This is a genomic window from Streptomyces sp. NPDC028910 (assembly GCF_055564955.1).
Genome location: NZ_JBVHVF010000015.1, coordinates 122475 through 142865, shown reverse-complemented (window position 1 = coordinate 142865; position 20391 = coordinate 122475). Strand labels below are relative to the sequence as shown.

The following is a 20391-nucleotide window of genomic DNA, read 5'->3' as shown; positions in this document are numbered from 1 at the left end:
CGGTGTCAAGGGCTCGACGGGAATCGAATAGATGGTAGGCCAATGAGCCAAAGACCCATGCGGGGAGGGGAGTTAGCGGCCGGCGGCAGACTCGTACGGGCTCGGAGGTCAGGCGGTCGGCATCGGCCGAATCACCGGGAGAGTTCTAGGAGCTGATGGCTGCGCGGCGTATCGCGTCGAGCGTGCGCGTCACGTCCTCGTCGGTCGTCGACCAGTTGCTCACCGAGATGCGCATGACGCGTCGGCCGCGCCAAGTGGAGCCGCTGATCCAGGCCGTGCCGTCGTCGAGCAGCCGGGTGAGTACCCGGTCCGTGCGTTCGTCGTTGCCGAAGTGGGCGCAGACCTGGGTGAACACCACTTCGTTGAGGACTGTCGCACCGTCGATCTCCGCGATGCCGGCGGCGAAGGCCGAAGCGTATCGGCACAGCCGATCGACGAGGTCGGCCACACCTGATCGGCCGAGGGATCTGAGCGCGGCCCACACGGTGAAGGCCCGGCCGCGCCGGGAGAGTTCGGGGACCTTGTCGATGGGGTCGCCGTGTTCGTCCTGGATGAGGTAGTCGCCGTGCAGGCCCATCGCCGCCCGTAGCGCGGACGGGTCGCGCACGATGGCGAGGCCGCAGTCGTAGGGGACGTTGAGGGTCTTGTGGGCGTCCGTCGCCCATGAATCCGCGTGTGTGCAGCCCGCCATCAGGTGTGCGTACGCCGGGGAGGCGGCGGCCCACAGTCCGAAGGCGCCGTCGACGTGCACCCAGGCGTCTGCCTCGCGAGCGGCACGGATCGTCTCGGGGAAGGGATCGAAGGCGCCGGAGTGGATGTCCCCGGCCTGGAGGATCAGGATCGTGGGGCTCTGCCCGCCGGCCGCCAGGGTGTGCCGCAGGGCCTCGGGCTCGATGCGCCCTTGATCGTCCGCCTTCACCAGTTCGGGTTGGCCGAGCCCCAGGTAGCGCAGCGCCAGGTCGATGGCCATGTGCCGGTCCTCGCCGGCGATGACACGTACAGCCGGCCCGCCTGCAAGTCCATCGCGGGCGGTGTTCCAGCCGGAGCGCCGCAGCACCGCGTCGCGCCCGGCGGCGAGGCAGGTGAAGTTGGCCATCGTGGCACCTGTGGTGAAGCCGACGGCGCTGTCGCTCGGCAGGCCGATCAGATCGAGCGACCACGCGCCGGCGATCTCTTCCGCCGCCGCGTACGCGGGCGATACGGCGCGCATCACGCAGTTCTGGTCCCAGGCACTGACCAGCCAGTCCGCGGCCAGCGCGGCCGGTTCCGTACCCCCGACCACGAAGCCGTAGAAGCGGCCGCTGGGAAACGCGGTGAGCCCCGGCTCACTGGCCGTGGCCAGGAGGTCGACGACGTCGGCGGGCGGGCTGGGAGCATCGGGCAGTTCGACACCGAGCGCGCGCACGATCTCGTCGACCGAGGCGCGGGCGGGAACCCGGCGGTCGGACAGGCTCGCCAGCCAGCGGACGGCGTGGTCGTGTGCCTGCCGGAGCGCCGCCTCGCGCGCGTCCATACCTCGGACTATGAGACAGCCGCGGCCACCGCGCAAGGCACGCCTCACACGGTCACTCCCCCCGGCTTCCCGAACCGGCCGACACCGGATCAGCCCGGCGCGGGCGGCTCCCGGAGCCCATGACCTGGAACGGGCGGTCTCGTGAAGGCCAGGTCACCGGGGGCGGCCTCGTGAAGGCCAGGTCACCGGGGCGGTCTCCCGGCTGACGAGGCTCCTCGGCACCTGCGCACACGGGCGGCGCGAAACCGCTGCCCCGAGAACCGCGGCCGGTCACCGCCGACCGCGCGCGGCCCGGTCGACCCGCGGCGCCGCACCGTAGCAGGGCGGCGTCGCTCCCCGTACCGCCTCCGTCACCGGTCGCTGTGGGGGCGCGTGATCCGGCGTACGGACTCCACCACCGCCGCCCGGTGGCGGGCGAGCCGCTCGGGCGCCCAGTCGCCGCCCGTCTCGCCGGCCGCCGGACCGCCCACCGCGCCGAACCACGCCTGCGACGTGGCCATCACCAGCGTCAGCACGTCGGCGGCGTCCATCCCGGCGTCGATCCTGCCCGCCTCCTGCGCCTGCCGCACTGCCGCGATCTTGCCCTGGTACGACGCCGCCTCCGCGTCCGTGCTCCCCGGCCGCTCCAGCTGCTTCCACAGCACCAGACGCATCAGCGACGGCCGCTCGACGAGGTGGTCGAAGACGGCGCCCGCGTATCCGGCCAGGTCGTCGGCGTCGAACGGCACGGACTCCGAGCCCGTCTCCAGCGCCCGCTGCAGCACGGCGTCGAAGAGCTGTTCCTTGTTGCCGTAGTAGACGTAGATGAGCCGCTTGTTCGCCTGCGCGGCCTCGGCGATGCGGTCGACCCGCGCACCGGCGATGCCGTAGGCCGCGAACTCGGAGAAGGCCGCGTCGAGGAGGCGGGCCTTGGTCGCGCTGGAATCCCGTGCCATGGTCCGCAGCCTAGCAAGTAACTATCTGGTTATTGACATCGACCACAGGCGCCGGGCATGCTCAATCTATCCAGTTAGTTACTTACCTAGGAGACGACGATGGAGATCCGCACACTGGGCAGCCAGGGACTGACGGTCGGAGCCGAGGGGCTCGGGCTGATGGGCATGAGCGCCCACTACGGAGCCACCGATGACACCGAGTCCCTCGCCACCATCGATCGCGCCCTGGAGCTCGGCGTCACCCTGCTCGACACCGCCGAGGGCTACGGCCCCTTCCACAACGAACAGCTCCTCGGCAAGGCCCTGGCCGGCCGCCGCGACGCCGCCGTGATCGCCACGAAGACCGGCATCGAGTTCACCGACGAAGGCGCCTTCCGCGGCCACAACGCGACCCCCGAGTACATCCGCCGCGCGGCCGACCGTTCCCTGCGCCACCTGGGCACCGACCACATCGACCTCTACTACCTGCACCGCATCGACCCGAACGTGCCCGTAGAGGAGAGCGTGGGCGCCCTGGCCGAGCTCGTCGCCGCGGGCAAGGTCCGCCACATCGGCCTGTGCGAGGCCGCGGCCCCCACCATCGCCCGCGCCCACGCCGTCCACCCCCTGGCCGCCGTGCAAACCGAGTACAGCCTCTTCGAGCGCGGCATCGAACACGACGGCGTGCTCGACACCCTGCGCGCGCTCGGCATCGGACTCGTCGCCTACTCCCCGCTGGGCCGGGGATTCCTGTCCGGCGCCCTCACCAGCCCGGACGACTTCGCCGCCGACGACTTCCGCCGCACGGACCCCCGTTTCCAGGGCGAGAACTTCCACCGCAACCTGGCCGTCGTCGACCAGGTGCGACGCCTCGCCGCCGAGAAGGGGGTCACGCCCTCGCAGCTCGCGCTGGCCTGGACCCTGCACCAGGGCGCGGTGCCCATCCCGGGCACCAAGCGCCGCCGCTACCTGGAGGAGAACATCGCCGCTACCGCTGTCACGATCAGTGACGCGGACCTGGCCGCCATCGACGCCGTGGCCCCGCACGGCGTGGCCTCGGGCGACCGCTACGCCCCGGAGCTGATGAAGTCGCTGAACGGCTGATGCACTGTACGGGCGTACGCGCGCGTGGTGAGATGTCGGCGTGGAGGTCCTGCTGGCCAGCTTGATCGCTGTCTCCGGAACCCTGTTGGGGTCGGTCATCACCTTTGCCTTCCAGCGCCGTACCAGTGCGCGAGCCGAGGCCTTCGCCCGCGCTCAGCATCTGCGCCAGGAGCGTCTGACGACTTACAGCGCCTATGCAGGGGCTGTTACGGCACTCAAGCAAGCGACGGTGGCCCTCTGGATCCGGCTGCAGGAAGCGCCCGACAGCCCCGAGACTCGGCAGGCCTTCACGGAATGCGACCGACTCGGCGCCGCCGCGGAGAACGCGCAGTTCCGAGTCCGGCTCCTCGCCGAAGACGGAACGCTCGTCGCTCTTGCCGCCGCAGCCTTCGACGCCGTCAGCCCCCTTCGTGGTGCGTCGACAAGAACGGAGCTGGCCGAACGCGAACAAGACCTGCAGAACGCCCTCGACGCCTTCATCAGCGCCGCCGCCGTCCAGGTCCATTGACCCGCAGGAGGCGGCATCGCGGCGCGCCCAGAATCGCGTTGCATCCGAACTTCCCTAGGCCGCCTGTGTAGATCGCCAACCTGCTCCGTCGAGCCTGCTTGGTGGGCAGAACACACCGAAGCATGCTGCTGACGCCACTTTCGTCACTGATGAGCACAGTGCGAGGGCGGCGGGACGTGATCCATACGCAGCAGCCGGTCAGGAGATGGGATGCACACCAGTCCAGCGAGTCCCAAGCGCGCGTCGGGGGACGCGAAACGCAGATCGAAGCGGTTGTCGCGGCGGCGGCACGCGTGGATGGTGGCTGCCCTGTCAATCAGCCTGATGACGGGCGTCTTCGGCTCGGGCGCCTCGGTGGCCGCCGGCGACATCCAGGCTTCGGCCACGCGCTGTGACAAGGCTCCGACAGGCATCAGGGCCGAGGATTACTGGCTGAAGTTCAGGGTTCCGCCCGGTCTGATGCCCGACCCGCAGTTCGACGGCCGCCGGGCGAGGCTCCATGTCCACCGTATCCGCCCGGTGTACGCCCACGGCAAGTGCGAGAACGTGACCAGGAAGGCCGCGGTACTGGTCCACGGCCGCACCATCCCCGGCCCCGCGGTGTTCGACCTGCGACATCCCGCTCCCGGCGGGGGACACCTCAGCGTCCAGAAGAGGCTCGCCCAGGCGGGAATCGACACCTTCGCCCCGAGCCTTCTCGGCTACGGCCGCTCAACGCGCTTCGATGACGGCCTCAACGACCCCGGGAACGCGAGCCTCCGCCCGTATCTCCCAGACGGCTCCTGTCCGTACCCGGAGGGGTGCGACCGCACCCACAATCCGCTCTTCCGGCTCGACCAGCAGGGAACGCTGCTCCTGAACAACCCGCTCGACGGAGAGCGGCGCCCGCACTCCAGCAACCACCGCTTCGCACGCACGGATGTCTGGGTGCGTGACATCCGCCAGGTCATCGACGACGCCATCGCCCGCGCCAAGCCGACGGACGGCAAGGTCACCCTGCTCAGCTACTCGCTCGGTGCCCAGCACGTCGGGCGGACGCTGTACGCCGCCAACCCGGTCCTTCCCGGAAGCGCCGCCGTCATCGCCAAGGTCAATCGTGTCGTGTTCCTGTCGCCGTTCTTCGGCGGACCCACCGAGGAGACGGAGCCACCGACGGGATTCGTCACCTTCCCGCTGACGCTCGTGACCCGTGAGGGACAGGCTTCCGGCTGGACGATTCCCCCGGAGCGCGAGGCCGCCTGCACCGGTCATATCGTGCCGAGCAGCCAGGACCAACTGTGGGAACAGACCCTGCAACAGGACAGGTTGGGGCGTAGCTGGGGAGGGGAGCCCGGCAACCCGGTCGGCCTGAGCCGGGCACCGACGTTCTCGACCTATGGCTGGAACGCCGCCGTCGCCGGGCAGCTGACACCGCCCACGCTGGTCATGGCAGGTGTCGAGGACCTCGGGGTGCCCCCGGGATCAGCCGCCGCGATCTTCAACGCCCTCCCGGCAGCAATGACGAACAAGGTGCTGGTGCAGGTACAGTGCGCGAGCCACCTGATGCATCTCGAGGGCTGTTCCGGTCCCCGTTGTACGCCGGAGTCGGGAACGCCGTACGGCGGGCGTCCCGGCCGGCCGTGGGCAGGCCCCCATGCCACGGTCCAGGCAGCCGTGATCGAGTGGATCAAGAACGGGACCTTCAACGGCGCCGAGAGCGGACGGTTCGTCGTTGACGAGAGCGGCGTGGCCCGAGCCGCAACAGCGACCAAATCCACCAGGTGATGTCGCCTCCGGGTCACGTGACGGGTGCATGAGCGGCTCAGCGGCCAGTGCCCGGTCGCCTCGGTGCGGGGCCGGCAGCGGGCTTCCAACTGGGTTCGAAGCGCCGGTAGACCGTCTGCCGGCTCGGGATCAGGTCGTGAGAAGCGCGTTTTGAAACGGGTAGGTGCGGGTTTCGACGGTGCGGCCGTGGCGATCAGTCGCGTTCGAAGCAGTGTGAGCGGCCGACGACGCAGAAGCCTCGGCGCTCGTACCAATGGCGTGGCCAGTCCGTGGCGTCGGCGGTCAAGAAGCGGACATCGCAGTCCTGGTCGACGGCCAGGCGCAAGGCGGTGGTCAGGACGGCGTCGGCGTAACCCCGGCCCAGGTGCGCCTCGGACGTGACGAGATCCTCGATCTGGGCCGTGCCGGTGGCCGGGTCGAGGTAGAGGTCGGCCCATGAGGCGACCTCGCCTTCCTCCGTGCGGGCACCGATGAAGTGCACGGCGTCCGCCCCGCGCCGGCGCGCCTCACGCCGGTCGACGAGGTGGCGTAGGACCTCGTCGTCGACGTCCGGGAGGAAGCTCCGCCAGCGCCGGGTCAGCGGGATGCGTATCGCGTCGAGGTCCACCTCCTGCGCGGGGCCGCCGGCCGGCACGGAGCCTTCGTGCAGCATGACGAGGTAGGTGGAGTGGGTGTATCCGGCCCGGATCAGCGGCGCTGCGCACGCCAATCCGGCTTCGTGGTCCAGGACGGAGATCAGTCGGTGTGGCAGGTGCCCCAGTACGTCGTCCGCGAGGGCGGGCAGAGCCTCGGGATCGACGGCCGTGTCGATGACCACCTGGTTGTTCGCGCGGGAATGGGCGAAGTCGTCGTCATATACGGCGAATCCGCCGGGGAGGTCGACGGTGCGCGCGGCCTGGCGGCGGGCGAAGGCGGACAGGAAGGCGTTGATCCGCTGCATTTCTGGGCGTGGCATAGGCGGAGCCTATGCAGCCGTGGGCCGCGCCCGCCTTCGAATTGTCCCCGGAAGCGGGGCGGCGTCTTCCGGGGACCTGCGGGACGGGGTAACGGGGTGCGGGAGTGACGGGGTGCCGGAGTGACGGGGTGCCGGAGTGACGGGGTGCCGGACCGGTGGCGCCTACAGGCTGAGCGCGTCCTCCGCGTTGCTCACCCACGCGGTCACGGAATTCTTGTCTGGCGAGACGTACAGGCCGGGAGTCGACGCCTTGAGCGGTGTCTGCGCCAGGTCGGACTCGGTGTTCATGGTCAGCGCGATCGAGTTGACGGTCTTCCCCTTGCCGTCGTTGGCGCCGCCCATGAGCCCCGCGTAGGCCGACTCGCCCGGATCGAGCCTGAGCGCGTTCTCGATACCGGGGGCCTTGCCCCGCTCCGTGGCCTGCCCGTCCAGGTCACCGAAGGTCACGACCGGATGGCCCAGTGCCTTGCACGCCTTGGTGCCCTTGTTGGTGATCTTGAGGAGGTAGCTGCTGGTCGTGGGTTCCGCCAGGGTCGCGGTGAACTTCACGTCGAACGTGCTGCACGGGAAGACGTCGTAGTCGGAGTCGGGTGACGCGCCCTTGTCGGCAGATGCCGACGGCTTCGCCGGCTTCGAGGACGTCGCGGACTTCGTCGCACTCGCGGTCGGCCCCTCGGGCCCGCTCGCGGCGTCGTCTTCGGTGGGCCCACAGGCGGTCAGGGCCAGTGCGGATACGGCGGCGAGGACGACGACTGCTCTGCGTACGGTGCTCATGGTGTTCCCCCCGAATGAGGAGCGCGAGGTGCGCCGGGCTGAGCACAAGCGTCCCGCTGAAGTTTCACAGCTTGGTGACGGAGTCTTCCCGGGTCCACCACGGTTGCCGGCGCGGAGGGGAGTCCAAGGACGGCGTGCGCTGACGGTGAGCCCGGCCAGGGCGGGGATCATCCAGCCGTGGGGCACGCGAAGGCGACCGTGGGTGAGATGGCGGTCCAGAGGATGCGACGGCAGTCGCGGGCGGGGCCCGGAGGCCGGACTCGCGCTGACGAGCGGGGGCCATCACGGCCTGAGTGCGGCGCGCGCGCACGCAGGCCTTGACTTCGCCTGTCCGTCCGACCATGCCTAAGCTCTCGCCGTGAACGACACCACACATGACATACGGATCCGGCCAGGCGGCCCGGCCGACGCGCCGGCCATTCTGGGCATGCTCGACTCCGCGGTGGTCTGGATGAACGCCCGCGGCAACACCGAGCAGTGGGGTACGACACCGTATTCGAAGAAGCCCGGCGGGCCGGCGCGGGTCGAGCGGTACACGACCGAGAATACCCCGTACATCGCGGAGTTGGACGGAACCCCTGTCGGGGCCCTGGTGTTGGACTCCGGGCCCAGCCCGCAGATGCCGATCGCGCCGGCCGGGGAACCCGAGCGGTACGTCCGGCTGCTGGTCTCGGACCGACGGTACGCCGGTCTGGGCATCGGGGCGGCGCTGCTGACCCATGCCGCCGAGGAGACCCGGCGGGCCGGCGTGGATCTGCTGCGGGTCGACTGCTGGGCGGGCGGCGGGGGCGAACTGGTCGCGTTCTACGAGCGGAACGGATTCCTCCGCACCGACCGCTTCCTGTCCGATGCCTGGCCGGGACAGATACTGGCCCGGCGGGTCGCCTGACGGCACGGGCTTCGGGGACGAAGGCGACGCGCCTCGATTCGCCTCGACGCGCCGCAGGTCCTGGCCGGGCGATCTCCGTGGATCAGCCTGCGGCGTCGGGTGCATGGGGTCTCCCCAGGCCAATGCAGTTGCTTTTGAGCTGCGGAGATCGTTGCCTCGCGTGTGACGGGGTGGGGTGCGGGCCAGCGGGTGCGGATCGGGATCCTGACGAAGGTGTTCACGGCTGAGTTGGTGGACGCGGCGATAGCCAAGCACGACCGAGCTGAGCAGCGCCGTCGTCTCCTGTCGGCTCGGCTGGTCGTCTACTTCGTCTTGGCCCTGTGTCTGTTCGCGCGGGAGTCGTACGAGGAGGTGCTGCGTGTGCTGACCAGCGGCATCCCGGGCAGCCGGGCCCTCACGCGGGTGAACCGGTCGTCGCTGTGTCGGGCTCGCGTCCGGCTCGGGGAGGACGTGCTGGAGACCGTGTTCCGCCAGGTGGCTGGCCCGCTCGCCACCGGGGACACGCCCGGCGCATGGTGGCGAGGTCTGCGGCTCCTCGCCCTGGACGGCACCCAGTTCGATCTTCCGGATTCCACGAGCAACGGCGACACCTTCGACGGCCCCTCCACCACCGGCGGCGTCCCCTTCGGCTTCCCCCAGGTCAGAGCGGTGGTCCTCGCCGAGATCGGAACGCACGGAGTCCTCGATGCCCGCCTCGGCGGCTACCGCGACGGCGAGCGCAGCCTCGCCTATCCGCTGGCCGGCTCCACCGGCCTCGGAGACCTGGTCATCGCCGACCGCGGCTTCTGGTCGGTCGAGTTCGCTCACGTCTTCACTTTGGCAGGCGCGGATGTACTGGTCAGGCTCCAGTCCAACCACCTCGGCACCGCCCAGGAAGAACCTCCGGACGGCTCATACCTGTCGATGGCACGACCGGGCAAGGACGTCCGGCTCCGAGCCGCGCGAGAGGGCCGAACGCTGCCCAAGCACGTGAACTACCGGGTCATCACCTTCGCCAAGGGCGACAAGGTCGCCTACCTGGGCACCACGCTGCTGGACCCCGAGCAGTACCCGGCCGCCGAACTGGTCGCGCTCTACCGGGAACGTTGGGAGATCGAGCTCGCCTTCGACGAGATCAAGAACCACCTCGGCCCTGGCGGGCCGATCAGGTCGCGGACACCGGAGGGCGTCCGGCAGGAATTGTGGGCATACCTCGCGGTCCACCACGCGATCCGCCAGTTCGCCCACACAGCCGCCCTTGCCCGTCCGGCCGTGGACACCGACCGTGTCTCCTACTTGAAGTGCGTCCGCATCGTCCGCCGCAGCATCCCTTCCCAGCTCGGAGCGACCGCCACCAAGCTCACCCGTTCCTTCACCGAGGCCGGGTGGGAGGCACGTGCACGCCTCCTGCCGGCCCGGCGCGGCCGGGACTGCCCACGCGCGATCAAGAAGCCGAACCGCTGGCCCGTCCTGAGGACCCGGGCCAGACGAGACACGGTCCAGCCCGGCCGCTGGGCGCACAACCAGACCACGAAGCCGAAGAGCAACCGCCGAGCCGGAAGACCGGTACTCAGGGGAACCCAAGCCCCGACACCGCCGTAGAGGCCTAGCGTCCGCCCCGTCGGCTCGCATCCGCTCACTGCTCGGCTGCCTCCTCGGTCCAGACTCCGGTCGGGTGCTCGTCGACCGGAAGCCACAGACTGGGCTGCGCGCGGCAGCCCGGGCTGGCCTGCTCGTCCGACGGCCAGCGGTGATCCCGGTCAGGCCAGACGAGCTGGACGACGGGGACCGGGGTCTGGCGATAGAAGCCGAGGGCCGTGCCCAGCAGAGGGCGGTGCCAGCTGACGTCCACCGGTTGGACCTGGATCTCGTACCCCTCGATGACACCTGAGAGCAGCGTGCCGGGCTCTGCCGCAGCCCCATCACGCAGCTCGGCGGCCCCGTCATTGACCCAGTGCATCAGCCCTTGAAGCTCCAGACCGAACATGGCGACCTCTGGGATCCGATAGGAATGCCACAGGCCAACGGTGAACGACCAGTCAGGGATGTCCCCACCGCCGACACCCACCACGTGCCAGCCATGCTTACGGACGTCCGCCATCTCCCGGGACCAGTGCTTCTTCCGCTGTCGACGTGCCCTGAGGGTCGCCGAGGCAGCGGGATCACACAGCACACAAGAGCACGATGAGGACACGGTCTGGTCAGTCACCCGCGCATCCAAGCAGATCAGGATCGACACCCCGCTGGTCGGGGTGTCACGTGGGCCATGGCGCTACGGCAACTGCATTGGTCTCCCCAGGCCCCCGGTTTAGGGGAGCATCGCGAGGCGGAGGAGCGCAGCTCGTACTTGGCCGTACGCCCGCGATCCGACAACGCGGGCGAAGCACCGAGCCGTGCCCGGGGGCCCTCCCAGCAGTAGCTGGAGGAGCCGCGGGCCCGCGAAGCCCGCCGGACACCCCTAGTGCTGTGGCCGGAAAGGTTTGCCGGGGCGCGGCGTCCGGTGCATGGGGTCTCCCCAGGCCCGCAGGGCCTAGGGGAAGCATCGCAAGGCGGAGGATCGCGGCTCGTACTGGACGTACTTGCGCGGTCCGACAACGCCGCGAGGTGCCGTGCCGGGCGCCGTGACCCGGTGAACCTTTCCGGTCACAGCACTAGCATCGGGCTCCATGGTGGGATCCGAGGAGAACGGCCGTGTCACAGGGGAGTCCTCCGACGCCTGGCGCGTCACCGTCCTGAAGCGGCACCGGAGTGCCGGCAGGCCATCGCGCGAAGCGTCCCCTCCCGAGGGTCAGCCGCTCGCCCGCCGGGAGGGCGTGCGCGTGCACGGCAGCCCCGGGAAGATCAGCTGCATCGACGTCTCGGGCCGCACCCTCTGGACCACTGCCTGTTCCGGCCTCCCCAACGCCGCGCACCTTTCCGGCGGCCGGGTCCTGGTCACGACGGACTCCCCCGAGTACACCGCCTGGGGCCACCTCGGCCCGGCCCTGTTGCTCGACCTGGCCGACGGCACACGGATCGCCGAACTGCGCGGAGAACGCGGCGCGGCCCTGCGGGACGGCCGTTTCCTGCTCGGCCTGGAGGGCTATGACGCCTTCGACACTTGGGAGTACGACGGCGACGGCACCGTGGTCGACTCCTGGCGCAGTTACGGCCACTACGTCATCGGTACGGGCATCCGCGTCGTCGAGACCGATCGCAATCTCCCCACCCGCAGCCGGGTGGTACGGCTGCTGCCCGGCGGCGTCGTCGAACGCGGACCGTCGCTCGCCGACCCGCAGACGCCGCGGCCGCTCGTCCTGGTGGACGGCACCATCCTGATCCTCGACGCCGGAGTACTACGCGCCGTCGGCCGCCGGCTCGAGGAGACGGTCCTCGCCGAGCTGCTTCCCGTCGAGCCCGACCAAGTGTGGCGCTACGACGGGGCCCTTCGTCGCACCGGCGACGAGCTCAGCGTGACCCTCACCGAACAACACCCCGACCACCCCGGCAAGCACACCGTCCACGCCTGGACCCTCGCCCTCCACCGGCGCAGATGACCACGACCTGGCGTCAGTTCGTCACGACGGTCAGTACGGCGGAGACGACCGTGACCGCGGACGCGGCCACCATCCAGTCCCGGGCTCTCCCCGACAGTACCGGGATCGAGTCGGCGTCGGCCTGCTCGGGCTCGTCTCCTGCCCCGTGCGGCCGGGGACACGACGCGCACGCCGGATCGTGTACCAGGGTGTCGAGCCAGACCACGCCATCGAGCGGCGCCCGAGCGAACAGCGTCCCGTCAGATTCCATAACCGGACAACGCCATGATCCGCATCAAGCCACTGGTGGCAGCAGGACCGAGGCCCAAACGTTGTCGACCAGCCGATCAGACAATCATCCGGCCCGGCCGGCGAGCGTAACCAAATCCAGGGTGAATCGTTTCTCTAACTGTCGCAGATACACACCGCGTCCCCCGCGGCATCCGCGGCGCGAGGGTCCGGGGAGGTCCATCACTCTCCGGGCCCTCGAGCTCCCGGGGCGCGTCCGACCCGCGAGGGCTGGGGTCACCGGCCGCCGCGGTTGTCGTAGACCGTCATGCACAGCGCCCGCATCGCCGTCTCCGCCCGCTTGGCGTCCAGGCCCTGATCGATGGCTTCGAGGGCGGCGGCCGCCGAAGTCTGTACCGGGTGCGGGAGTCCCTCGTAGGCGGCGATCCGGTAGGCCATCGTGCGGCGGGCCTCCCGCTCGGCCTCGTTCACCCCGTCAGGGGTCAGGGGAAAGACCGCTGCCTGGTACGTCGCGATGCACACGAGGGTCGCGTCGGCGAGGCCCTCGGCGTAGCCGTCGGCGGGAACGACCTCCCGGTCGGGCCGGAAGAGGGCAAAGACCTGGCGGCGGGAGAGGAACGACCCGATCCCCGCGCCCAGAGCCGCCACACCCGCGAAGACCAGGGCCATCAGCCGGCCGGACAGCAGAAGCCCGAGGCAGGCTCCCCCGACCGCACCGCACGTCACGAGCACGAAGGTGATCATCAGGTGGATGCGCAGGGCGGGCGGGGACTTCATGGCAGCAGTATGCACAGGATGCACAGCGCCACCGAGGCCGCCCGGCCCGGCCTGGGCCCGGCCCGGCAACCCGTCATCCAACACCCGTCACCCGACACCCGTCAGAGGGGATCCACGTCCAGGAAGGCCGCGAGGGCGGGTTCCGCGTCGCCCTGCGAACCGGGCAGTAGCGCCTGTTCCGCCCAGATGACCTTGCCCTCGGGTGTGTACCGGGTGCCCCAGTGGTCGCTGAGCTGCGCGACCAGGAACAGCCCGCGCCCTCCCTCGTCCGTGGTGGCGGCGTACCGCAGGTGGGGGGCGGTGCTGCTGCCGTCCCACACCTCGCAGGTCAGGTTCTGGTCGTGGAGCAGCCGCACCCGCACCGGCTCGCTGCCGTGCCGCATGGCGTTGGTGATCAGCTCGCTGAGGATCAGTTCCGTGGCGAAGCCGAGTTCCGTCAGGCCCCACTCGTCGAGCTTCTTCGCCGCGACGTTCCGCATGGCGCCGACCGCGCTCGGCTGGAACGGTACGTCCCACTGCGCGACCCGGTCCGGCCCCAGGGTCCGCGTCCGCGCGATGAGCAGGGCCACGTCGTCGGTCGGCCGGGGCGGCAGGAGCATGGCGAGCACGGCCCGGCAGCTCTCGTGCGGGTCCCGGTCGGGATGGCTCAGTGCCGCGCGCAGCAGTTCCAGCCCCTCGCCGATGTCCCGGGTCCGCTCCTCGACCAGCCCGTCCGTATAGAGGACGAGCTGGCTGCCTTCCGCCAGGTACAGTTCCGCCGTTTCGAACGGCATGCCGCCCAGCCCCAGCGGGGGTCCGGCCGGCAGTTCGACGATCTCCGTCGTGCCGTCGGGAGCGACCACCAGGGGCGGCAAATGCCCCGCCCGCGCCATCGTGCAGCGTTGGGACACCGGGTCGTAGACGGCGTACAGGCAGGTCGCGCCCAGTACGCCGCCGTCCCCTCCGTCCCCGTCCCCCTCGTGGTCGATGCGCTGTACGAGGTCGTCCAGACGGGCGAGGATCTCGTCGGGCGGCAGGTCGAGGGAGGAGAAGTTGTGCACCGCCGTACGCAGTCGACCCATGGTGGCCGCGGCGTGCAGGCCGTGCCCGACGACGTCTCCGACGACCAGCGCGACCCGGCTGCCCGGCAGCGGGATCACGTCGAACCAGTCCCCGCCGACCCCGGACTGGGCGGGCAGGTAGAAGTGCGCGACGTCCATGGCGCTCTGCAGGGGCAGGGCGCGCGGCAGCAGGCTGCGCTGGAGCGTCACGGCGAGGGCGTGTTCACGGGTGTAGCGGCGGGCGTTGTCCATGCTGACCGCGGCCCGGGCGACGAGTTCCTCGGCCAGCGACAGCTCGTCCTCGTCGAAGGGCTCCTGCTTCTGCGACCGCCAGAAGTTGGCCACCCCGAGCACCACGCCCCGGGCCATCAGCGGGGCCGCGATCAGGGAGTGGATCCCGTAGTCGACGATGGCCTTCGCGCGCGGCGGGTCCTGCGCCTGCCAGCCGGGCGCGTCGGCCAGGTCGGGCACCAGCTCGGCCCGCCCGGTGCCGTAACCGCGTGCCTGAGGGGTGGACGGCAGGAAGTCGATCAGCTCGCCGACGGGATAGAGCGGATGGTCGGAGCGGATGCCGCTGACGGCCGTGCGCCGCATGTCGGCGCCCGGGCCGGGCTCGTCGCCGTTGAGCACCGGGTCCGCCAGGTCGACCGTGACGAAGTCCGCGAACCGGGGGACGGCGACGGCGGCGAGTTCCTCGGCCGTCCGCACCACGTCGAGGGTGGTGCCGATGTCCCCGCCGGCGTCGTACAGCAGCTTGAGGCGTCTGCGGGCCGTTTCCGCCCGGCTGGTCAGGAGCTGCATCTCGGTGGAGTCGCGGATGGTGACCGCGCTGCCCTCCGGCCGTCCCCGGGGGTGGGTGGGCCGCTGGTTGACCACGAGGAGCCGGTCTCCGGTCTCCAGCACCTCGTCGGTGGCCTCCCGTCCGGACAGCAGTAGATCCGCCATCCGGCGGTTCAGGGCCGGTACGTCCCCGATGTGACGTCCCTCGGCGTCCTCGGGCAGGTCCAGCAGGCGTTTGGCCTCGTCGTTCGCCAGCAGCAGCCGCCCGTCACCGTCGGTGATCAGCACCCCTTCGCGGACGGCGTGGAGCACCGCGTCGTGGTGCTCGTACATGCGGGTCATCTCCTGCGTGCCGAGCCCGTGGGTCTGGCGACGCAGCCGCCGGCTGATCAGCGCCGTGCCTACGGTCGCCAGGGCCAGGCCGGTGGCGATGGCGAGGAGGATCACGGGGAGCTGGCGGTCGACGACGCCGGTCACGTTCTCCACCGTCAGGCCCGCCGACACCAGCGCGACGACCTTGCCGTCGGCCGAGGTGACCGGCACCACCGCCTGGATCTCCTTGCCGAGGGGACCCTGCACGCTCTCGGTGTGGACCCGCCCGGCGAGCGAGGGCTCGATCGTGCCGACGAACCGCTTTCCGATGCGGTCGGGCTGGGGATGGCTGTAGCGGATGCCGTTGGTGTCCATCACCACGATGAAGTCCACCCCGGCGGCCTTGCGCGTCGTCTCGGCGAGCGGTTGCAGGATGGCGGACGGGTCGGGCGTCTTCAGCGCGTCCTGCAGGCCCAGGGAGTGGGCGAAGGTCTCGGCCACGGACACCGACCGGTTGCGTGCCTCACGGTCGATGTCGTGCCGCGACTGGAGTACGAGGGCCAGCAGGGCGCCGGCGGCGAGCAACACCACGATCGCCACCTGGAGGACGAATACCTGTCCGGCGACGGTCCTGAATCTGGCGCCTACGGGTGACCGCACCGACGTGCCCGGCACGGGTGGCGAGGAATGGTCACGAACCCAGTTGTAGCACTTCCGGGCGCCCGTGGCTCCCGTGAAGGGCACTACGCGCCCGGATTGTCACACGCCGTCCGTCCTACGCCGTCCGTCCTACAGGCCGGTCGGTGCGACGGTCAGCCGACGGGCGGTCCGGCGGTCAGTCCGACGGGCGGTCGGCCGGGGCGCGGGGGCCGTCCGCGGCCGCGACGGAGCGGGTCTGCGAGGGAGGCGAGGCCAGCGGGGTGGCCGAGGCCTGCGGGGCCTCTGAGGCCTGCGTAGTCTCCGGGACCTCCGGGACCTTCGGGACCTCCGGGACCTCCGGGACCTGCGGGAGACCCGCAGACGCCGCGGTACCCGGGGTCTCGGGGCTGCCCGTCGTCTCGGGCGTCTCCGGTACGCAGGTGACCTCGTCGCGCGGCGTGTAGTGGGTCTTGAACTCCTCGCGCCTGATCTCACTCCCGCCTTGGACGAATATCCGGCCCACGGACACGTCGAAGCCCTCGAGCGGGGTCTGGACCTCGCACATCGGTCCGCTGCCCGTCCGCTTGGCGGGCTGCGTGATGTTGGTCCGCGGGCCCTTGGTCGCGCGTATCTCGTCGTACTTCTTCGTGCCGAGGAGGGTGATGGTCAGCGACGTGTCCGTGGATTCGGCATGGATGTAGAGGGGGTGGCCGGAGTCGTTGATCCACCGCAGGTCGAGGGTGCCCCAGGCGACGGTGGCCTCCCGGCCCTCCGGGTAGCGCTCGATGTAGAAGGAGTGGGCGCCGTACTCGACGGGCTTGAGGCCCGCGAAGAACACTGCGTTGAACATGGTGGTGGCGACCGCCGAGACGCCGCCGCCGGGCGATTTGACGTACTGACCGTCATTGATCATGAGGCCGTCGACGAAGCCGTTCTCCGCGGTGCGCTCGCCGACCGTGCGGTTGAAGCTCCACTCCTCCCCCGGCATGACCACCGAGCCGTTGATGAGCTCCACGGCTCGGCCGATGTTCGTGGTCCGGTACGGGGCGGGCGGGAAGGCGACGGTGAAGGAGGAGACCTTCTCCTTGATGCCGAGGCGCCGCGCTTCCTCGCTCGTGAGGTCCGGCTGGACGGCCACGGTGGCGAGCTCGCCGCTGCGGGCCGCGCCCGAGCGGGTCAGCAGGGGCAGCACGGCTCGGCCGAGCGCCGCCTCCGTGACCTCGCGTCCCGGACGGCTCGGGTCGCCGAGGACCACACGGCCGTCCGCGCCGAGACCGGGCGCGGCGTCGCGTGGCGCGCGGGTCACCTCGTCGATCGGCCGGGCCACGGCGGGGGCGGCGAGCAGGCCCTTGGAGTCGAGGGACGGCACCAGACGGCCCTCGCTGTCGGGCCGCATCTTCAGGTGCTCGCCCAGCACGGCGGGGCTGATGGACATGCGCCGGCCGGCGACGGTGAGGGTGACGGGCCCCGACATCGCCGGCTGCGCGAACTGCCGCATGGCCCGTCCGGTCTCCTCGGCTCCGATGCGCGGCTGGGTGTGCACGACCGGCATCACGACGGGGCCGGAATCAGCCCGCAGGTAGGCGGCCCGGAGGGTGTCGAGGGCCTGCTCCTCGACCAGGTCGACGCCGGGCAGCGGGGCGACGGCCTTCGCCGTGCCCTGGTCGAACGCGATCGACCCGTCGCGGGCCTGCCGACCGGTGGTCGCGCCGATACGGTCGAGCGCGGCGCGGCCGGTCCGCTCGTCCATGCGGATCACGGGCTCGACGTCCCGGTCGTCGGAGGTGAAGAGCCGGCCGATGACGGCGGCCGGACCGTAGCCCGTGCGTACGGCGCGCTCGACGGTCGCGGCGATGTCCAGTGAGAGTCCGAGCTCGGCGGGATCGGCCTTCTCGACGTGGTCGCCGATCTTCATCGCGACCGGCGCCGCGGCGCTGGGGCCGAGCTCCCGGGCCAGCGCCTGCCGCGCCTGCGACCGGGTCATCGCGCCGATGTCCACCCCGCGGACCCGCGTGCCCCGGTCGATGTCGCCGCCGGCCACGAGCCCGGTGACGTAGAGCCCGCCCAGCCCCAGTACGACGGCTCCGCCTGCCAGTGGCAGAGCGATCCGCCGGTTACCCGTCCAGCTGCCCGCGCGTCCCATGTCTCTCCCCGTGGCGCCGACCGGTCAATCGGGTGGCGCGGGCCGCGACGGCAGCCCATATACGACAATTCCGCGAATAATGATTCCTCCTAAGCGTGCGTTTGGGTCCGGAATGTAATGGTTGTCACGTGGCGTGCGCCCAGCCCGGATGCCCCGGATGATGGGAAGGGGCGCAGTGAGCCGATGAGGTGAACGCCATGACGATGCCCACGCCCATGCCCATGCGGCCCTCGTATCGACCGGTCAGGGTGACGGCCACGCTGGACGCCCCGCTCTCGCGCTGGCTGTGGCTGGTCAAGTGGATCCTGGCCCTGCCGCACTACATCGTGCTGGCGTTCCTCTGGCTGGCCTTCCTCGTGGTCAGCGTCATCGCGTTCTTCGCCATCCTCTTCACCGAGCGCTACCCGCGGCCGCTCTTCGACTTCAACCTCGGCGTGCTCCGCTGGTCCTGGCGGGTCTCGTACTACGCCTACGGCGCGCTGGGGACGGACCGGTACCCGCCGTTCAGCCTCGGCCCCGAACCCGACTACCCCGCCCGGCTCGACATCGCCTACCCCGAGCGCCTCTCCCGGTGGCTGGTCCTGGTGAAGTGGTGGCTGCTGGCCATCCCGCACTACCTCGTGATCGGCTTCTTCACCGGTTCCGGGAAAGGCGGCTGGTGCGTCGGCCTGATCGGCCTGCTCGCGCTGATCGCCGTCGTCACCCTGGCCTTCACGGAGCGGTACCCGCGCGACCTGTTCGACCTGGTGATCGGGCTGAACCGGTGGGTGCTGCGCGTGAGCGCGTACGCCGCGCTCATGACGGACGAGTACCCGCCGTTCCGCCTCGACATGGGAGGCGACGAGCCGGGCGACGGGCTGCCGGGCGCGGGGCCGGCGGCCGGCACGGCCTGAACCAAGGGCCAGCCGATCGCGATCACGGCCACGGTGACGCTCACGCGCACCGCTCAGTCGTGCCCGGCGCCCCCGTGCGACTCCACCGCTCGAAGTTCGGCCAGCAGGTCGCTCTGCCCGGCGAGCAGCTCGGTCAGGATGCGGCGGGCCGCGCGGAGCAGGTCCGCCACGTCACCGCCGGCGAGCGCGTAACTCACCGTCGAGCCCTCGCGGATGGAGACGACGATGCCCGATCGGCGCAGAACGGCCAACTGCTGCGAGAAATTGGAGGGCTCGACGTCGATCTCGTTGAGCAGGCCGCGCACGGAGACGGGCCCGTTCTGGAGGAGTTCGAGGACGCGAATGCGCACCGGGTGTCCGAGCATGCGGAAGAACTCCGCCTTTGCCTGGTACAGGGGTACCTGCATCGTGAGAACGCTCCTACCGGATGTGTACTTGACCGGATTCGGATGTGGCGACTTGAAGAACTCTTCAAGTCGTGGGCGCGCGGGGTCCAGGAGCGATCGTCAGACGTCAGAGTTCCAGTTCGGACTCGATGCGCTTGAGCTGGTGGCGGGCCATGGCCAGGTTCGCGTTGCGCTTGTCGAGGACGAGATAGAGGAAGAGCCCGTCGACGCCTCGCCCCTTGATCAGCCGGATGAGGTGGTACTGGCTGCCGAGCGTGATCAGTACGTCCTCGATCTCGTCCTTCAGCCCGAGGTGTTCCATGGTGCGCGCCTTGGCCCTGATGACATCGGTGTTGCCTGCGGCGGCGACGTTCACGTCGAAGTCCTTGCCACCCCCGATCGTTCCCAGCGCCATGCCGCTCGTGTAGTCGACCAGCGCGGCAGCGACACTCCCCTCGATCGAGGCCATGGTCTCCTTGAGGCAGGTTTCCACGTTCGCCATCAGCTCTCGCTCCTCATCAATCAATCGGCTCGTCGTCACCGCATGCGCACGGCCCGACCGTCCTGTCACCGGGACGCTACTCACCGCTCGGACTGCTTTGGGCGGAAAGATGCATATCAGCCACAGGCCATGGGGGTTTGTGTACTATGCCGCGCCGCCGCTGCCGCCGCCCACCGGGTCACCGGGCCCAGTGCGTACGACGCCGTCAGGAACAGGGCGCCGAGCAGCAGCCAGCCGACCGCGCCCATCTCCACCAGCAGCGCGGTGAGCAGCAGCGGCCCCAGGGTGCGTGCGACGGTGACGCCGGTGCCGAAGAATTCGCCAACCGCGTGGCCCGGCTCTGCGTCGTACCCCCCTGGCGGGAGGGCGGCCAGGCGCAGTACATCGACCGCCCGGTCCCGGAACCGGCCGCCGCCACCACGGCCGCCACCCGTGACTGGGCCCAGCGGCAGTTGCACCGTCCGCTCTCACTGGCCGAGCTCGCCGCGCACGCCGGGATGAGCGTGCGGACGTTCTGCCGGCGGTTCGGTGCGGAAGTGGGCATGCCGCCCGGCCAGTGGCTCGCCCGGCAACGGGTGGAACACGCGCGCCGGCTGCTGGAGACCACCGACCTGTCCGTGGATCACGTCGCCGCCCGCGCCGGCTTCGGAACGGCGGCGTCACTGCGCCAGCACCTCGCCCACACCATCGGCGTCTCCCCCACGGCCTACCGGCAGGCGTTTCGCGTCGGCTGACGGGCCGGGGAACGCGCCCGG

General features: G+C 70.5%; 18 protein-coding genes and 1 pseudogene. 8 read left to right on the top strand and 11 right to left on the bottom strand.

The features are described from left to right. Positions 1–145: 145 nt before the first annotated feature. The gene (locus tag ACZ4TV_RS19830) at positions 146–1513 is read right to left on the bottom strand and encodes a pyridoxal phosphate-dependent decarboxylase family protein (protein WP_468135977.1); all 1368 of its coding nucleotides are present in this window, start codon (positions 1511–1513) and stop codon (positions 146–148) included. A gap of 350 nt (positions 1514–1863) precedes the next feature. Beyond that, positions 1864–2448, bottom strand: a complete 585-nt coding sequence (locus ACZ4TV_RS19825) for a TetR/AcrR family transcriptional regulator (RefSeq protein WP_468135976.1) — start codon at positions 2446–2448, stop codon at positions 1864–1866. 99 nt (positions 2449–2547) lie between these two features. On the opposite strand from ACZ4TV_RS19825, the gene ACZ4TV_RS19820 reads away from it, so the two are divergent. The 3 genes from ACZ4TV_RS19820 (at position 2548) to ACZ4TV_RS19810 (ending at position 5803) form a co-directional block, all read left to right on the top strand. Continuing rightward, positions 2548–3531: an aldo/keto reductase gene (locus tag ACZ4TV_RS19820; RefSeq protein ID WP_468135975.1), complete on the top strand. Its 984-nt coding sequence runs from the start codon at positions 2548–2550 to the stop codon at positions 3529–3531. Between the two features lie 40 nt (positions 3532–3571). Continuing rightward, entirely contained in the window at positions 3572–4039 is a 468-nt protein-coding gene (locus ACZ4TV_RS19815; RefSeq protein ID WP_468135974.1) for a hypothetical protein, read from the top strand. A 324-nt stretch (positions 4040–4363) separates the two neighbouring features. Further along, on the top strand, positions 4364–5803 hold the full coding sequence (locus ACZ4TV_RS19810; protein WP_468135973.1) for an alpha/beta hydrolase family protein: 1440 nt from the start codon (positions 4364–4366) through the stop codon (positions 5801–5803). Between the two features lie 193 nt (positions 5804–5996). Here ACZ4TV_RS19810 and ACZ4TV_RS19805 read toward each other — a convergent pair whose 3' ends face one another. Both ACZ4TV_RS19805 and ACZ4TV_RS19800 read right to left on the bottom strand, forming a co-directional pair. Further along, positions 5997–6758: a GNAT family N-acetyltransferase gene (locus tag ACZ4TV_RS19805; RefSeq protein WP_468135972.1), complete on the bottom strand. Its 762-nt coding sequence runs from the start codon at positions 6756–6758 to the stop codon at positions 5997–5999. Positions 6759–6920: 162 nt separating this feature from the next. Then, positions 6921–7532, bottom strand: coding sequence for a DUF4232 domain-containing protein (locus ACZ4TV_RS19800; protein ID WP_468135971.1), 612 nt, complete (start codon positions 7530–7532; stop codon positions 6921–6923). Between the two features lie 358 nt (positions 7533–7890). Here ACZ4TV_RS19800 and ACZ4TV_RS19795 point away from each other — a divergent pair, with 358 nt between their 5' ends. Together ACZ4TV_RS19795 and ACZ4TV_RS19790 are read left to right on the top strand one after the other, a co-directional pair. Then, the gene (locus ACZ4TV_RS19795; RefSeq protein WP_468135970.1) at positions 7891–8421 is read left to right on the top strand and encodes a GNAT family N-acetyltransferase; all 531 of its coding nucleotides are present in this window, start codon (positions 7891–7893) and stop codon (positions 8419–8421) included. Between the two features lie 162 nt (positions 8422–8583). Then, positions 8584–10002, top strand: coding sequence for an IS4 family transposase (locus tag ACZ4TV_RS19790; RefSeq protein ID WP_468135969.1), 1419 nt, complete (start codon positions 8584–8586; stop codon positions 10000–10002). 34 nt (positions 10003–10036) lie between these two features. Here the strand turns inward: ACZ4TV_RS19790 and ACZ4TV_RS19785 are convergent, their stop codons facing one another. Beyond that, a complete protein-coding gene (locus ACZ4TV_RS19785) occupies positions 10037–10501 on the bottom strand; it encodes a DUF4262 domain-containing protein (protein ID WP_468136017.1) in 465 nt (154 codons plus the stop codon). 565 nt (positions 10502–11066) lie between these two features. Here ACZ4TV_RS19785 and ACZ4TV_RS19780 point away from each other — a divergent pair. Then, positions 11067–11936 carry a hypothetical protein gene (locus ACZ4TV_RS19780; RefSeq protein ID WP_468135968.1) on the top strand — a complete coding sequence of 290 codons (870 nt, stop codon included), beginning with the start codon at positions 11067–11069 and terminating at the stop codon, positions 11934–11936. Positions 11937–11949: 13 nt separating this feature from the next. On the opposite strand, the gene ACZ4TV_RS19775 is transcribed toward ACZ4TV_RS19780, so the two are convergent. The 4 genes from ACZ4TV_RS19775 to ACZ4TV_RS19760 all read right to left on the bottom strand — a co-directional run bounded on the left by ACZ4TV_RS19775 (position 11950) and on the right by ACZ4TV_RS19760 (position 17855). Continuing rightward, positions 11950–12186, bottom strand: a complete 237-nt coding sequence (locus tag ACZ4TV_RS19775; RefSeq protein ID WP_468135967.1) for a hypothetical protein — start codon at positions 12184–12186, stop codon at positions 11950–11952. A 254-nt stretch (positions 12187–12440) separates the two neighbouring features. Then, on the bottom strand, positions 12441–12941 hold the full coding sequence (locus ACZ4TV_RS19770; RefSeq protein WP_468135966.1) for a hypothetical protein: 501 nt from the start codon (positions 12939–12941) through the stop codon (positions 12441–12443). A gap of 101 nt (positions 12942–13042) precedes the next feature. Then, the gene (locus tag ACZ4TV_RS19765; protein ID WP_468135965.1) at positions 13043–15733 is read right to left on the bottom strand and encodes a SpoIIE family protein phosphatase; all 2691 of its coding nucleotides are present in this window, start codon (positions 15731–15733) and stop codon (positions 13043–13045) included. A 175-nt stretch (positions 15734–15908) separates the two neighbouring features. Further along, positions 15909–17855 (bottom strand): VanW family protein, encoded by a 1947-nt coding sequence (locus ACZ4TV_RS19760; protein WP_468135964.1) that lies wholly within the window; start codon positions 17853–17855, stop codon positions 15909–15911. A gap of 197 nt (positions 17856–18052) precedes the next feature. On the opposite strand from ACZ4TV_RS19760, the gene ACZ4TV_RS19755 reads away from it, so the two are divergent. Then, on the top strand, positions 18053–18748 hold the full coding sequence (locus tag ACZ4TV_RS19755) for a DUF4389 domain-containing protein (RefSeq protein ID WP_468135963.1): 696 nt from the start codon (positions 18053–18055) through the stop codon (positions 18746–18748). A 53-nt stretch (positions 18749–18801) separates the two neighbouring features. Here ACZ4TV_RS19755 and ACZ4TV_RS19750 read toward each other — a convergent pair whose 3' ends face one another. Beyond that, a complete protein-coding gene (locus ACZ4TV_RS19750) occupies positions 18802–19155 on the bottom strand; it encodes an ArsR/SmtB family transcription factor (protein WP_468135962.1) in 354 nt (117 codons plus the stop codon). Between the two features lie 106 nt (positions 19156–19261). Then, positions 19262–19636 carry a roadblock/LC7 domain-containing protein gene (locus ACZ4TV_RS19745; protein WP_468135961.1) on the bottom strand — a complete coding sequence of 125 codons (375 nt, stop codon included), beginning with the start codon at positions 19634–19636 and terminating at the stop codon, positions 19262–19264. A gap of 314 nt (positions 19637–19950) precedes the next feature. Between ACZ4TV_RS19745 and ACZ4TV_RS19740 the strand changes: the two are divergent. Further along, positions 19951–20370: pseudogene (locus ACZ4TV_RS19740) on the top strand (GlxA family transcriptional regulator); the annotation flags it as partial. Positions 20371–20391: the final 21 nt, after the last annotated feature.